Annotated in this window: 11 protein-coding genes; 4 read left to right on the top strand and 7 right to left on the bottom strand. The window is 61.9% G+C overall.

The genetic code is table 11. The features are described from left to right. Window positions 1-2: 2 nt before the first annotated feature. Window positions 3-884 (bottom strand): dimethylargininase, encoded by an 882-nt coding sequence (ddaH, locus tag ACO07W_RS18425; RefSeq protein WP_421845144.1) that lies wholly within the window; start codon window positions 882-884, stop codon window positions 3-5. 122 nt (window positions 885-1,006) lie between these two features. Between ddaH and ACO07W_RS18420 the strand changes: the two genes are divergently transcribed. Beyond that, window positions 1,007-1,453 (top strand): Lrp/AsnC family transcriptional regulator, encoded by a 447-nt coding sequence (locus tag ACO07W_RS18420; RefSeq protein WP_421846091.1) that lies wholly within the window; start codon window positions 1,007-1,009, stop codon window positions 1,451-1,453. A gap of 62 nt (window positions 1,454-1,515) precedes the next feature. On the opposite strand, the gene ACO07W_RS18415 is transcribed toward ACO07W_RS18420, so the two are convergent. After that, window positions 1,516-2,355, bottom strand: a complete 840-nt coding sequence (locus ACO07W_RS18415) for a CbiQ family ECF transporter T component (protein WP_421846090.1) — start codon at window positions 2,353-2,355, stop codon at window positions 1,516-1,518. 17 nt (window positions 2,356-2,372) lie between these two features. Next, the gene (locus ACO07W_RS18410) at window positions 2,373-4,343 is read right to left on the bottom strand and encodes an ATP-binding cassette domain-containing protein (RefSeq protein ID WP_421845143.1); all 1,971 of its coding nucleotides are present in this window, start codon (window positions 4,341-4,343) and stop codon (window positions 2,373-2,375) included. Window positions 4,344-4,537: 194 nt separating this feature from the next. On the opposite strand from ACO07W_RS18410, the gene ACO07W_RS18405 reads away from it, so the two are divergent. Both ACO07W_RS18405 and ACO07W_RS18400 read left to right on the top strand, forming a co-directional pair. Continuing rightward, window positions 4,538-5,023 carry a MarR family winged helix-turn-helix transcriptional regulator gene (locus ACO07W_RS18405; RefSeq protein ID WP_421845142.1) on the top strand — a complete coding sequence of 162 codons (486 nt, stop codon included), beginning with the start codon at window positions 4,538-4,540 and terminating at the stop codon, window positions 5,021-5,023. Between the two features lie 74 nt (window positions 5,024-5,097). After that, window positions 5,098-7,299: an ATP-binding cassette domain-containing protein gene (locus ACO07W_RS18400; protein WP_421845141.1), complete on the top strand. Its 2,202-nt coding sequence runs from the start codon at window positions 5,098-5,100 to the stop codon at window positions 7,297-7,299. Here the strand turns inward: ACO07W_RS18400 and ACO07W_RS18395 are convergent. From ACO07W_RS18395 to ACO07W_RS18385, 3 genes are all read right to left on the bottom strand, one after another. Next, window positions 7,255-8,394, bottom strand: a complete 1,140-nt coding sequence (locus ACO07W_RS18395; protein WP_421846089.1) for an esterase-like activity of phytase family protein — start codon at window positions 8,392-8,394, stop codon at window positions 7,255-7,257. The two genes, ACO07W_RS18400 and ACO07W_RS18395, sit on opposite strands and share 45 nt — an antisense overlap. Before the next feature lie 203 nt (window positions 8,395-8,597). After that, window positions 8,598-10,058, bottom strand: coding sequence for a nitrate/nitrite transporter (locus tag ACO07W_RS18390; protein ID WP_421845140.1), 1,461 nt, complete (start codon window positions 10,056-10,058; stop codon window positions 8,598-8,600). A 399-nt stretch (window positions 10,059-10,457) separates the two neighbouring features. Continuing rightward, the gene (locus ACO07W_RS18385) at window positions 10,458-10,943 is read right to left on the bottom strand and encodes an LppP/LprE family lipoprotein (RefSeq protein ID WP_421845139.1); all 486 of its coding nucleotides are present in this window, start codon (window positions 10,941-10,943) and stop codon (window positions 10,458-10,460) included. Window positions 10,944-11,955: 1,012 nt separating this feature from the next. Between ACO07W_RS18385 and ACO07W_RS18380 the strand changes: the two genes are divergently transcribed. Beyond that, window positions 11,956-12,693 (top strand): PadR family transcriptional regulator, encoded by a 738-nt coding sequence (locus ACO07W_RS18380; protein WP_421846088.1) that lies wholly within the window; start codon window positions 11,956-11,958, stop codon window positions 12,691-12,693. Window positions 12,694-12,969: 276 nt separating this feature from the next. Here the strand turns inward: ACO07W_RS18380 and ACO07W_RS18375 are convergent, their stop codons facing one another. Continuing rightward, entirely contained in the window at window positions 12,970-14,310 is a 1,341-nt protein-coding gene (locus ACO07W_RS18375; protein WP_421845138.1) for a hypothetical protein, read from the bottom strand. Window positions 14,311-14,323 lie beyond the last annotated feature (13 nt).

The following is a 14,323-nucleotide window of genomic DNA, read 5'->3' as shown; positions in this document are numbered from 1 at the left end:
TGTCACGGATGTACCTCCAAGGTGCAGCATTTGACCGAACCGCCGCCCTTGAGCAGCTCGGACAGATCGACACCGACCGGCTCGAAGCCAGCAGCGCGCAGCTGCCCGGCGAAACCGATTGCCGTGGCAGGAAGTACAACGTTGCGACCATCGGAGACCGCGTTTAGTCCGAACACGTATGCGTCCGCGCTACCGACCACAATGGCGTCCGGGAAAATTTTGCTCAGTTGCTCCTGAGCTGCCGCGCTGAACGCGGGCGGGTAGTACGCAATGGTGCGGTCGTCTAGAACGGCCAGCGCCGTGTCGAGGTGATAGAAGCGCGGGTCCACGAGTTCGAGGGAGACCACCGACAGCCCGAGCGCCGTGGCGATTTCGGTATGCGCGCCCCGATCGGTTCGAAAGCCGTAGCCTGCCAACACCATGTCGCCGACCATCAGCAGGTCGCCCTGTCCTTCATTTGTGTGTCGGGTGGTGACGGGTCGGTATCCCACCGAAGACATCCACCCGGCGTATGCCCGGGACTCACCGGCACGCTCGGCGAACCGGAATCTAGCAACAACGGCGATGCCGTTGGCGATGAAACCCCCGTTGGCGGCGTAGACCATGTCCGGCAACCCGGCCACCGGTTCGATCACGTCCACGGTGTGCCCCAACTGCACGTAGGTGTGGTACAAGTGCTCCCACTGCGCCTGCGCCAGGCCAATGTCGATGGGCGTGTTGACGTCCATCCACGGGTTGATCGCGTACTCGACGGCAAAGTAGGTAGGCGCGGTCATGGCGTACCGCCGCGGGCGGGGTGCCCGGCGGTACGTCGACGCCTCGGCGCCGTGACCGACCGGGAGCGCCGAGCGAAAAGGCGCCGCAGCGGCGTGATGATTCGTCATAATCCAACGATATTTGCCCAGCTATACACAATCAAACGACGTTTATTGCGTATGTACCATTGATATGTTGCGCTATATATGCACTCCCAGCGATTCGTTGTGCATCAGACCAGGAGGTGGCGATGGACCGGCTCGATGACACCGACGAGCGCATCCTTGCCGAGCTGGCCGAGCATGCCCGGGCCACGTTTGCCGAGATCGGCCAAAAAGTAAATCTGTCCGCACCGGCCGTGAAGCGTCGCGTCGACCGCATGCTCGAAGACGGCGTGATCAAAGGCTTCACCACCGTCGTTGACCGCAACGCAGTCGGCTGGAACACCGAGGCCTATGTACAGGTGTTCTGCCATGGCACCATCGCACCCGACCAACTGCGCGCGGCGTGGGTGGACATCCCGGAGGTTGTCAGCGCGGCAACGGTGACTGGCACGTCTGACGCGATCCTGCACGTCCTCGCCCGCGACATGCAACACCTAGAGACGGCTCTCGAACGGATCCGCTCAAGCGCTGACATCGAACGCAGCGAAAGCACCGTCGTCCTGTCGAATATCATCGACCGTACGCGACCTTAGTCGTCACTGCGGTCCACGCAATCGAACAAGCGATTTCCTCACTCCGCGAGCCGTCCGCACGCCTATGCGCCAAGCAGAATCGTCTCGATCGTCGCCGCCGTGCTACCGGCCGCGACAGTGATCGCCAAGGCCACCCAGTCCGCGAGTTTGGGCCCTCTCGGGTTCGCAGACAGCTGACCCGTGCCCCCGCGAGCGGTGATGGCGTCGCCCATCTCATCAGCGCGACGCAGCGTTACCGTGACCGCCGCGGCAAGCAGGTCAATTAGCTCCCTGGCGTAGCGATGCCGGCGAGCCCTACGGCCGCGCGGAGGCTGTTTAGGGCGCAACCGGCGAGCGGCATAGAGCACCTGGAACTCGTCGATCAACATCGGAAAAGCGCGCAGCGCGAGCGCCAGCGCCACCGCCCATTCGTCGACCGGGATTCGCAACAACCGCAAGGGTCGGCCCAAACTCGCTACCGCAGGCCCGATCTCGGCGACGTTGGTCGTCCAGGACACCATCGCCCCGAGCGCAAGGAGCACGATAGACAAGAGGGTGAACCGCAGGAAATGCAACGCTCCGCCAAACCCAATTTCAAGATCTCCCACCGTGATCGATGGACTGCCGCCGGCCAGTGCTGCGGTCAGGGCACCGAACGCGATCAGGATCCACAGCACGCGCGGTATCGACGGCAATGCGCCACGCGGAATGTGTGCGACTCTCGCAGCAGCCAGCACCAGAGCCGCCATGAACCCGATCGTGACCCATCCCGGATAGAAAGTCAGCAGCACCGAAATACCAAAAACCACAAGGAGTTTGGTACCGGCCCACATGTCATGGACAACCGACCTACCAGGTACCGGGATCAACAGAACCACGGGACGCGGTGGGCGGTTGGTCACCCGGACTTCTGCGGCCGAAATCGTGGGCGTAGGAGAAGTCACGACAGTCCTCCTGCGGCAGTCGGCATCGATTCCAACGCGCCGTTGTGCAGGTGCAAGGTGCGTGGACATAGCTCTTGCATACCCGCGAAGTCATGCGAGATGACCACAACCGTCAGATCACGCTCACGGCGCAGATCCTCCAACAACAGCAATAGGCCGCGCTGGCTGGCCGCGTCCAAACCCGCCAGCGGCTCGTCCAGAATCAACGCCCGAGGTGACCGAGCAAGTAATCCGGCGAGCACTACACGACGCATCTGGCCGCCACTAAGTTGGTCGATGCTGCGGGTGCCCAGCGCCGGATCCAATCCGACAGCACCCAGCGCGGCGGCCACTCGATCCACGTCACTAGACGAAAAACCGGCTGCAGAAGCCACTTCCAGATCAACACGGCTACGCATCAACTGCAGCCGAGCCGCCTGAAACGACAACGCCACCGCACCCACCTGCTCATGAGTGCAACGGCCATCGAGCAAGCAAGTACCGGTCGTGGGAATCGTCAGGCCGGCCATTATCCAGGCCAATGTCGACTTACCAGAGCCGTTGCCACCGTGGATCAGCAGGCCATCTCCCTGTTCAACCACAAAGTTGATATCACGCAGCGCGGTCTTTGCCCACGGAGTACCGCTGCCGTATTCGTGACCCACGCCCACGATTTCCAGCACCGGCGCATGTCCACGATGGTCCATCGCGACAGTCGACGTCGGCGGTTCAACGGTCTCCACCATGTCGGCGTTATCCGGCGAATCGCTGAGGTCGATCGCGCGATCCGCTGAATCGGCTTCGTTGTTGTAGTGCGTGATGTGCACCAGCGCGGTTCGGTGCCGTTTCCTCAGACCAGACAGCACACCCAACAACGCTTCTCGGCCTTTTTGGTCAACCATGGTGGTGACTTCGTCGGCGATCAGCAATGCCGGCTCTCTGGCTAGCGCCGCCGCCAGTGCGAGCCGCTGCAGCTCCCCACCGGACAGGCTGCCTGTCTCACGTTCGGCCACTGCTTCGAGACCGACCTCGCTCAGCAACCGGCCAACATCGATATGAGTACCCGGCGGCAGGCCCCACACCACATCGTCGGCAACACGAGTACCCAAAACCTGACTTTCTGGATGTTGCAAGACAACCGCCGTGCCGCCCAACTTGCCCAGACCAACCGCGCCTGGGCGTTCCACCGTGCCCGAGGTCGGTTGCCGGCCGGCCAAGATCAACATCAACGTCGTCTTGCCGGAACCGTTGGCACCAGTAATCGCCACGTGCTCACCGACGTCGACGTTTAGGCTGACTTCACGCAACGCATCCTGGCCGGCGTGCGGGTAGCGAAACCGCACTTGATCCAGGCGAACCGGCACCGGCGCGATGTGAAGCTGGTCCTCAACGTCGCCAGCGGGAGCGTCCAGCTTGTGCACATCGGGGATTCCGCGCATCCGCTCCAAGATGCGTGATAGCGCCCACCACCCAATCAACGACACGATCGTGATGCCGATGGTGAAATAGGCCAGCATCACCCACGGCCAGTAGTGCAGCCCTTCGGCGAAGTACCGCTTCAAGTCATCGCCGACCCCCTCCATGCCGACCCGGGAAAGCGCGGTCGCGAGACCGTCAATATTTGCCGTCATCACTGTGAAAATCAGGTGTCGCAGCCGGGCCAGAAGAGCGAGGAGACCAACCATCATCGCGCCGAACGCGAGTCCGGCCAGCAGCGACGCGAAGATCACCGTTGGTGTGCCACGACCACGGCGTTTGACAAGCCCGGTCAGCCCACCGATATAAGCGCTGTGGACAACTCCCATGAAACCGCCCAACCCGGCGATCAGGAAAGCAATCACTCCGGCCGCAACAGTCGCTGCCAGCAGCACGCGGAGCCGATAGCGGTATGCCAACAGTCCGGTGGGCACGGTGCCCAGCAAAGCCAGGCCCGCAGCAAACGGGACAACGACCGAGATGATCGCGGTCACCGCGCACAGGGCAGCCATTACCGACGCCTGCGCCAGTTCGCCCGGTTGCAGTGGCCCACTCCTCCGGCGCGAAGGCTGGAGACCTGACGCGATCACTTCACCGATTCTGCCAGCCCACGGCCCTTGCCGCGCAGAACAGGGCACCACGTGGGTGTTTGTCCGGCAACGGCCACTACTGGTCTCGCATAGCAAAGCTATGGAACGATAGGTGGATGAGTTCCGCCACCGCCGCGAGTCGTCCCGAGGTCAGCGAACCCCATGAAAGTCTGGGGGCGGATCTGCTAGCCGTGGTTTCTCGACTTAATCGGTTCGCCACCCAACGCATCCAGATGCCGCTGCCCTCGGCGCAAGCCAGGCTGCTCGCCACCATCGAAGCCCAGGGGGAAACGCGTATAGGCGACCTGGCCGCATTCGACCACTGCTCGCAGCCGACGATGACCACACAGGTGCGGCGACTCGAAGACGCTGGAATGGTTACCCGAACCGTCGATCCCGGCGATGCCCGGGCGGTGCGCATCCGCATCACACCGCACGGGATTCGCACCCTGGATGCGGTCCGCGCCGACCGCGCCGACGCGATTAAACCGCAACTGGCCCGACTTGAACCGGTTGATCGCCAGGTATTGACCGAGGCCGTCGAGGTGTTGCGTCGGCTTCTCGATGATGCCGCAACCGCGCCGGGCCGCAACCCGCTCTGATCAGCACCGTGCATCCTGGGTTGACCGTCTGGGTCGGGCCGAAGCGATATGTTTTTCCTCCCGGCCGCGATGTGATGGTGGGTTGCACGAACCAGTGCGATGTCCGACTGGACCTCGCTGATCAAAACCCGGTTCGGCAGCCGATCCCGTACCTGGTGCTGAAGTTCACCGGTACCCACTGGATGGCTATCGATCAGAGCCGCAACGGAATGTTCGTCGACGGTGTCCCGACGCAGACGGCCATCATCCGAGACGGCCTGGCGATCACGATCGGCGACCGTCAACGAGGGCCACGGCTGGTTTTCCAGCTCGCCCCGACCAATCCGTCTCCGCCGCAACCCATCGGCTTGCCCGAACATGCCATGCCTGAACGAACCACCACACCGATCCGGCTAACAGCGCCGCGACCGCCGCCGAAAGAACAACACGCACAACCCGCAAAACCATCGAACAAGCAGCCGAAGAACCGAGGTCTGGTCGAGCGGCTGAACGACGCGTCGCGCAAGCTGCGCCAGACACGCCCGGCCACCAGCTCTGCCGAAATCGTGCCACCAACCGAGCGTCTGTCGCTGACACCTGGCACACGCACGATCGGAATGGCCGCGTATCAGCTGCGCTTCGCCACAGACGGAAACACGTTGCTGGCGAATGTGTCGTTCAGCGCACGCCCGGGCACCTTGACCGCAGTGATCGGTCCATCTGCGGCACGTAATTCTGCCCTGCTCGGCCTGCTCGCCGGCACCCGACATCCAACCTCCGGAGTCGTCGCCGTGGACGGCCACGACGTGCACGCCGAGCCCATGGCGATGCGCTCCCGAATCGGGTTGGTAGCGCGCGACAACCACGTGCATCCACATCTCACCGTCGGGCGTGCTCTGCAGTACACCGCCGAACTGCGGCTTCCGCCAGGCACTTCGACCGACGTTCGCAACCGCGTGGTCGACCAGATCCTCGACGAACTCGCGTTGACCCCGTACCGCGACTCTTTGGTGGCCAAACTACCGCCCGAAGCACGCCGGTGCGCAGCCATATCGATCGAAGTGCTTACTCGACCGTCGCTGCTCGTGGTCGACGAGCCGCACGCCGCGCTGGATCCGGTGCGTGAAAACCACATCATGGCAGTGCTGCGCCGGCAAGCTGATCTCGGCTGCGCCGTCGTGGTGGCAACCACATCGGTGGCTTACCTGAATAAGTGCGATCAGGTACTGGTACTCACCTCGGCCGGTACCCCAGCTTTCGCCGGTCCGCCCGCGCAAGTCACCTCCGCGATGGGCACCGCCGAGTGGCCCGATGTCGTCGCGCAGGCCGGCGCCGATCCGCAGGGCACCCATCGCGCGTTCCTGACGAGGCAACAACCGTCAGCTCCGGAACTGGCCTCCCCCGCGCCCCGTCCCGCCGAACTCACCATGGGACAGCAAATCCGACTGATGACGCGTCGCCAGGCCCGCCTCCTGGTCGGCGACCGCATCTATTTCCTGTTCTTGGCACTGCTGCCGTTGACGTTGGGGGCGCTGACCCTGCTGATTCCGGGTGATTCCGGCCTGGGTCGCGCTGACCCGAGCGGGCGCAATCCGCATGAAGCCATTGCGATCTTGGCCACGCTCAACATCGCCGCGGTGATCATGGGCATCGCGCTGTCCTTCCGCGACCTGGTTTCGCAGCGACGTATCTTCCGGCGCGAGCAGGCCGTCGGATTGTCGGCATCGGCGTACCTGGCCGGCAAAATCATCGTCTTCAGCGTGGCCGCGGCAATCCAGGCCGCCATTGTCACCTTCGTCGTCGTGCAGCTCAGAGGCGGGCCAGTACATGGAGCAGTCCTGCTGCGCAATCCCGATGTGGAGCTCTATGCGAGCGTGGCAGCCACAGCCGTCGTCTCGGCAATCGTTGGACTGACGTTGTCGTCGGTCGGGAAATCCGTCCTGGAAGTGTTGCCGCTGACCGTACCGGTGATCCTGGCATCCTTCCTATTCGCCGGCGGCCTCGATCCGCTGGTGGGTACATGGGGATTCGACCAGCTGTCCTGGTTGGTCCCGGCCCAGTGGGGTTTCGCGGCGTCGGCATCTACCGTTGATCTGCGCAGAGTCGACACACTGGCCACGCACACCGAGGTATGGACCCACTACTCGGGCTGGTGGGTCTTCGACATGATCATGCTGGTGAGTTTCGGCGCATTCTGGGCAGGATTTGTTTGGTATCGACTCCGGCCTGTCCGCCGCGAAATCAGCGCGGCATCACGACAACGCGAACAACAAGAACGACGTGGCCGGGATGGGTGAGAAATCGTTGTCGCTGACCATCACAACTGATTGGCGGCCATCAGGCAGTGTGGGCCCCAACGTGATGCCCTCAATATTGGCCACGGGCGGGAGTCCCGGTGTGGCGGCCAAATCAACGACAAGCGATTTGCTCATCGCGGTCAGCGGGGAGTCCAGCATCGACGGCATCGCCAAGACGTCTGTCGCGGAGCCGATCTCGGCGCGGAAGATCCGCGTGACCGGAGGTAGCGCTGGGGTCCGCTCCAGCACCAGAAACGTCGCGTCAGACAACGCGACCAGATCCGAGACTCCGTTGCGGTCCGCGGACCCGGCAGGCGGTTCCATCGGGTAGGCGTACTGAGCCACAGGCAATGGTGCGTTCGGGTCGAACTTGGTGATCCGGGTCAGCACGGGCTGGTTGCCGTTGGCCTCGGGCCCGTCGTTGTATCCCGGGTCCTCCATTGCGGTAAATAGCCAACGGCCGTCTGGCGTCAGCGTCAGCCCCTCCAGTCCCCGGTTGCGACGCGGCCCGGTCCGCTTGGCGGACATCGCCAGATTCGGCGGCAAGGTGAACTCGCCTTTATAACCGCCGTTGAGCCCAGCGGTCCGGACCCACGGGTCCAACAGCACCGGAACGTCGATGATCCGCGCACCTTCGGAGCACCAATACAGTTGCTGGCGAGTCTTGTCGAAGGCAATACCCTCTGGATCGGGAGGAGCTACCGGCGGGTCGCTGTCGGTATTCAGCGGCCCGAACCGCTGGCCTGAGCGGTCTAGCAGCGGATGCGTGCCGGTGAACAGAACGTCATCAATCCCTCGGTCGGACAACGAGAGCCGCACGGTGTAGAAGCGGACGGGGTTCTTGTCGGAACGGTCGTCACTGATCACGTAGTAGAGCTGGCGACCCGGGTCATAGCTGATCCCCGACAAGCCACCGATAACCGTGCCATCAAAGGTGGCATCGGAGGCAACCGTCCGCTGACCGAGGTAACTCAATGCTAGCCCCGCAGTTTTCGGCGGTTCCGGTCGATGCACTGGGCCGGCCCGGCGCGCCTGCCCGCAGCCGGCTAGCGGCACAACCAGCAACAAACAACACAAGGCCACCAATCGGCTCATCACGGCTGGCACGACCCACGTATATCGATCCGGTTGGCGTGTGTCAACATCGTTGATTAGGCAATCAAAGCAGCCTACTGTCCAGTGCCCACTACACCCGAACCGTTCATCACTGGCTCCAAAGCGGCCGAGCAGATGTAGACCCTCGTCGCGCACGCATATTCTGGCGAGAGCTGGCCGGCGGCGGCCCGGGACCGAAGAACTCAGCTGGGCGGTCCAGCCCGCTGCCATGCCGGCTGCGGCGCTATTCCCGGCTTAACCGCCGTGATGTCGGCGCCAGTTCGGCGCACGTATACCTGCCAGGTCAAGACTGCCGCCGCAACGTAGAAGAGCATGAAGACCCAGAACGCCGACGTCGCGGTACCGGTGCTCTTGTAGGACTCACTCAGCACGAGGTTGATTCCGACCCCGCCAAGCGCGCCGAAGGCTCCTACGAACCCGATGACAACACCGGAGATAACTCGAGACCAATCACGGCGCTCAGCTTCATCCAAGTCCAGAGAACGGCTGCATTCCTCGAAAATCGTCGGAATCATCTTGTACACGGAGCCGTTGCCCAGCCCCGACAGGACGAACAGCGCCAGGAAGCAGACAAAGTATCCAGCCATCGTGGCGGCCCGGTGCGGGCCAGTATGCCGGTCTTCGAGCGTACTGGCGCTGATCAGCAACCCTGCCGCAAGCGTCATTGCGACAAACACCGCGAGAGTGAGGCGACTTCCGCCGAGCCGGTCGGCAAGACGACCACCGTAAACCCTGGCCAATGCGGCAAGTAACGGTCCGATAAAGGCGAGTTCGGCCGCATGCAGGGCGGCTGGTCCCGCACTCTCTCCGCTAGCCAAGAAGTTGTTCTCCAGTACTTCGCCGAATGCGAACGAAAACCCGATGAACGAGCCGAACGTGCCCAGGTAGAGCAGTGACAGCAACCAGGTGTCAGGAGTCGACAAGACAGCGGAAACAATCGGGCGCAGCCGACTCACCTTGACCCGATGCGGCTCAACATTGTTCATACGCAGCGCCACCCCGACCCCAGCAACCGCCAGCATTCCAACGTAGAGTCCGCAGACGAGATAAGGCCGCCGATCACCGGCCGTGGCAACAATCAACAAGCCAACGACCTGGATTGCTGGAACCCCGAGATTACCTACACCACCGGCAATTCCGAGTGCCGAGCCCTTGAGACGATGCGGATAGAACGCATTTGCGTTGCTCATCGAAGCCGAGAAATTACCGCCTCCCAAACCGGTGAGCGCCGCGCACACCAAATACGGCCACAACGGCAACCCTGGATGGGTCAACAACAGCATCGTGCCAATCGTGGGAACCAGCAACACAATTACCGAGAAGACAGCCCAGTTGCGGCCACCGAAGATTGCCGTGGCCAATGAGTAGGGCATCCGAAGGAAGGCCCCAACAAGCGTTGCGGTGGTGTCAAGCAGGAGCTTGTCACCCGCCGAAAAGCCGTAGACGTTCTCAGGCATGAACAGTTCCAGCACCGGCCACAGCGTCCACACCGAGTAACCCAGGTGCACAGTCACCACCGACCACAACAGATTGCGCCGGGCCACAATCTTGTTCCCGGCTTCCCACGCCACCAGATCTTCTGCATCCCAATGCAAAATGTGACGAGCGCCACGACGGCGCTTAGCCTGTGGGGCTGGGCCCATTTTCGAATTTTCCTCAGCGACCGCGGATGCAACTGCCACATCGTGACCGGGATTACATAGCGCTTGGCCACGTTGCGACATCATCTGCTGTTCGCCCATCTGCTGTTACCCCCCAATTACCTCGCCGCGTACGAAGCAGCACCGATGTATCAGGGTGCCAGCCACACCAGCATCAGGCATTTCCAGCAGAGCCTGAAACTCCTGTAGGAGTCCTGTAGAACTCCTGAACGTAAGGCGCGCTTGGGCATACGCGGAGCCGGTCCGATCGACACCCAGCACGGGCCAGCACCACGCGGCGGGCAGTGAAATGGATGGAACGAGTTGCGCCACAAGCGCTGCCGCGTCGATGGGCGGCGGCCGCTCATCGCCAGAACACACCCGCACCCGCTGAGACGTATGTCACGCGACGACTAGCGGCGGAATAGTGCCGAGCACCTTGAGCTTTCCATTTGATCCGATCTGGAACCGCACTGTCCTTGCCCCAGTGGGACAGCATTCCTGATCACCACTCACTCTCCAGCGGTACTGGACCGCCACCGTGTGATCCTTGACAGGAAGAACAGTTATATAAGGTCTCGGCTCCGGGGTGGGCGTGCCCAATAGAGCATTGCGATGAAAGAACAACAACTGCTGCGGAGTCGACTCCGAGGCAATAGTTGGGATGATTTGAACCCAGTACAAACGACAATCCCTGGTGTGCCCCCGCGCGACTTCAGCCCAGTTCGTTCCAGGCACCACGATCGGAACCAAGGCGATCGCTTGCCGTACCGTCCCGGCAGTCGGCCCGTCCGATTCTTTACAGTGATCCGGCGAGGTTTGGGGCGGTGGCGATGACTTCTCCCCGCAGCCGGCACACGCCAAGCCCAGCATTAAACACAAGATCATCGGGAGCACGCTGGGGCGTATCGGCACGTCCCGAGCTTAGCGGCAACCGTCAATCGACCCTGGTAGCCAGGGGCCTTGACTGGGCATTGGCCGACCTTTGGAACCGGGTGTCGAGCACGGGCGACGCGATGTCGTGGCTATCCAGATGACACAGACCACCTTGTCGATCATCCGGAGTGACACGTGCGCCGCACGAAACCGAGGAGAAGATCGCCGAAGCTGTTGTGCGAAAGGCTAATCCGACCAATCTGAGCGATTCTCCGCTACCGGGCGCCCTCGCTGGAGCATTGACTCGTATTTGGCCACTCAGTCGCATTGGTTTGCCGAACCCCGGTTTCGGACGGTTCTGCGACGCCAGGCTTTCGCCTTGGCCGACCAGGAGCGGGTAGCGCGCAGCCGCCCCAGGCCACAGCCACCAACTCCGGGCCGCCACCGGCGCGTGCCAGCACTCGCCCCTCACACACAAACCGCCACAGGAATTTGCCAGGACCAGATCGCCGGTCGCTAGTTGCGTACCGATATTTAGCGCTATATCGTTCTATATCGAAACGATGTACCGGCTTAGGACCTGAAAGCGAGAGCCACCATGAGTGAACTGCAAGATACTGGCGGACACCAGCGTGGGCGAGCTACGCACGATGACAAGGAAAAGGTGATCGACCCGCTCGCTCTAGCAGCGCCGATCGACGACGGCGACAACAGTCCGGTCGACCTCGAAGCCGTTCGGGAGCAGGGGCATCGGAGGCAAACAGCACTGTCGCGCGGCCCACAGCAACGTGATGAAGATGTCAATCTTTACCAGGGCGATCTTCCCACCGAACTGGAGGATGACGGCGCTTCCGGGCCGGGACCCGCTCGCGGCGACGAATTCGAATTCGACCCTGACTATGACGAAGAATCGGAATTTGAGCCGCTCTACGATGATGACGGCGTCTTCGAACCCTACGAGGACCTGGGACATCGTCGCGGACCGAAGCACGATCCAGCCCTCAAACCTGCCCCCAAGCCCAAGATGCGCGCTGGCCACCACCCGCCGCCACCCCACGAACACGGCCCTGGCCCCAAGAAAACCCCTGGCAAGAAGGCACCTGGCAAAAAAGCACCTGGCCCCAAGAAGCACCCTGGCCACAAACCTCCCCCACCGCATGAACACGGCCCCGGCAACGGTCCAAGCGGACCCGGGCGCGAACCGGATTTTGGCCTGGGGCCCGGCGCGGATTTCGGTTTCGGGCCCGGCCCCGGATTTGGCTTCGGTTTCGGCGCTGACCACGCCCGCGGCCGCCGGCGCGGGCCAGGCCCCGGCCGCCGCAGCCGCCGCGGTGATGTTCGTGCTGCCATCCTGACCCTGCTCGCCGAGCGCCCCATGCACGGGTACGAAATGATCCAGGAGATCGCCGAACGCACCCAGGACCTGTGGCGCCCCAGCCCGGGCTCGGTATATCCGACATTGCAACTGCTCGATGACGAAGGCCTGATTGTCAGCACCGAAAGCGAAGGCAGCAGAAAACTCTTCGAGCTGACCGACGAAGGCCGCACGGCGGCCGCAAAGATCAAGACCCCGCCTTGGGAACAAGTAGCCGCCGAAGGGGTCGATTCGAACCAGGTCAATCTGCGTGCAGCGTTGGGTCAATTGATCGGTGCGGTGGCGCAATCCGCATACGGGGCCAGCGCCGAACAGCAGCAGCGCACACTTGCGATAATCAAGAACGCGCGTCGCGAGATCTACATGTTGCTCGCCGAGTCTGACTAGCAGGCACCAACGAAGCAAACTTCCTGCACCCCGATTACCGAGGCCTGATCGGCCTGATCGGCGCCGAATCGACCGAGCGTGAACCGGCTCTTCGTAAACGAGGGTGTAGTGAGGTTCTTCTGGGTAGCCGGGAGTCCGCTTTGGGGTTGTGTTGGGCAGCTCTTGGGGTGGTGTTGTCGGGTCGGATAGGACTCGACTAGGCGGGGAATATGGTTTTGGGTCGGAGATGGTGTGTCCGTTGGCGCCCTGGGTCAGGCCGCCTTCTTGGTTGGCGGCTCATTGTTGCTGAAGGTTTCGGGCGAAGGTGTGGTCCATGTCAGCGTTGGCGTGGGTGGCGCGTCTGAGCTGTTGCGCGGCTTGCTCGGTGGCCTCGAGGGACGACTCTAGGCTTTGTCGGATTTGTTGGGTTTGGGCGCGACGCGCGTCTTCTGCCCGGCCCTGCGTGTTGCTGGCCAGTGCTGCGTCTATGCGGTTCCACTCATCCAAATGTTGTCGCTGCTGTTGGGCGTTTTGCTCCAACCGCTGTGCGCCGGATTCAAGAACTGGTCGGTCATACTCCACTATCGAGCCGCCGCTGGCACCTAATTCATCGCCTGGGGACCGCGTGAATAGCCCTGCAGGATTTTCGGTAACGGAGTACGGCGGGGGCGGCCCGAGTGGTTTTTGCGGAACAAATTCTTTACCGAAATACCCTTTTACGTCAGCGGCACCGTCAGGATTTCCTTCAAATAGCAAACCCGCCATTTCATGGCGAGCAACGGGAGTTTCGTTCACGTTGCCGTAAATGGCTTGGTTCTGCCGGGCGATAGTAGAGCTTAATTCCTGTAGCTCCTGGCGTTTGCTTGCTAATTTTGCGCGGCCCCGGTCGACGCGCCGCTCCAGATCAGCGACAGTTTCACTGTCGCGCCTGCCCTGTTGCTCTAGGTGGGCGACCTGACGATCGTTATTCTCTATTAGACCCCTATATTTTCGAGCGGATCGCTCCGCGTCCGTACGAAGTTGGGAGCGGACCTCCCGTTCATCTGCCGGCAGGCCACCCAGGTCCAACAGTTGGCCCTGGTGTTCCGAGAGAGACTCATAATCAGTCAGATGGCTCCTGTATCCGCTGCTTTCTAGGCGCAAACGCCCAACAGCGAGTTTACTATCAATAACCCTTTGATTGAATCGATCGTAAAGACGTTCATTATCGGTTAGGGCCTGTTTAATATGCTCAATATCGCCCTCTAATGCGGCCTGCTTACGAATGTTGTAATCAAGGTCACCGGGGTTTTCGAAGCCACTATCTCGCTGCGCAATATAGTGATAGGAGGGAGGCGGGTCTGCAAAGTCCACCGCAGATCTCTCGCCCGCGTCCCAGTAAATTGGACGTGCTGGCTCATTCACTGGGCCAGCACGCATACCATTAAGGACCGGCCTATAAAATCCGCTCGTCTCTACTGGACTTAACGGAGGCGCTATACCTCCTGCGCTGGCCGCAATATCTAGATTGTAGTCGTTTCCTAAATTAACGGTAGTTTCCAGGGGGGAAACATCCTCATAGACATGCGTATAGTTAGGCAGTTCCCCTCGCGGATCGGGAAGAGATCCAGCATCAGCGGCCGCAGCAGAGTCCGGCACGGTTGGGCTATCG

This window comes from Mycobacterium sp., from assembly GCF_965230835.1.
Classification (GTDB): domain Bacteria; phylum Actinomycetota; class Actinomycetes; order Mycobacteriales; family Mycobacteriaceae; genus Mycobacterium.
This window is presented reverse-complemented; position numbering and strand designations above follow the sequence as displayed.

What these genes read in the sequence shown, in the direction of transcription:
- ACO07W_RS18395 (WP_421846089.1), bottom strand. Translation starts at nt 8,394, where the DNA reads ATGAGCCGATTGGTGGCCTTGTGTTGTTTGTTGCTGGTTGTGCCGCTA.
- ddaH (WP_421845144.1), bottom strand. Translation starts at nt 884, where the DNA reads ATGACGAATCATCACGCCGCTGCGGCGCCTTTTCGCTCGGCGCTCCCG.
- ACO07W_RS18420 (WP_421846091.1), top strand. Translation starts at nt 1,007, where the DNA reads ATGGACCGGCTCGATGACACCGACGAGCGCATCCTTGCCGAGCTGGCC.
- ACO07W_RS18400 (WP_421845141.1), top strand. Translation starts at nt 5,098, where the DNA reads ATGGTGGGTTGCACGAACCAGTGCGATGTCCGACTGGACCTCGCTGAT.
- ACO07W_RS18405 (WP_421845142.1), top strand. Translation starts at nt 4,538, where the DNA reads ATGAGTTCCGCCACCGCCGCGAGTCGTCCCGAGGTCAGCGAACCCCAT.
- ACO07W_RS18390 (WP_421845140.1), bottom strand. Translation starts at nt 10,058, where the DNA reads ATGGGCCCAGCCCCACAGGCTAAGCGCCGTCGTGGCGCTCGTCACATT.
- ACO07W_RS18410 (WP_421845143.1), bottom strand. Translation starts at nt 4,343, where the DNA reads ATGGCTGCCCTGTGCGCGGTGACCGCGATCATCTCGGTCGTTGTCCCG.
- ACO07W_RS18385 (WP_421845139.1), bottom strand. Translation starts at nt 10,943, where the DNA reads ATGATCTTGTGTTTAATGCTGGGCTTGGCGTGTGCCGGCTGCGGGGAG.
- ACO07W_RS18380 (WP_421846088.1), top strand. Translation starts at nt 11,956, where the DNA reads ATGCGCGCTGGCCACCACCCGCCGCCACCCCACGAACACGGCCCTGGC.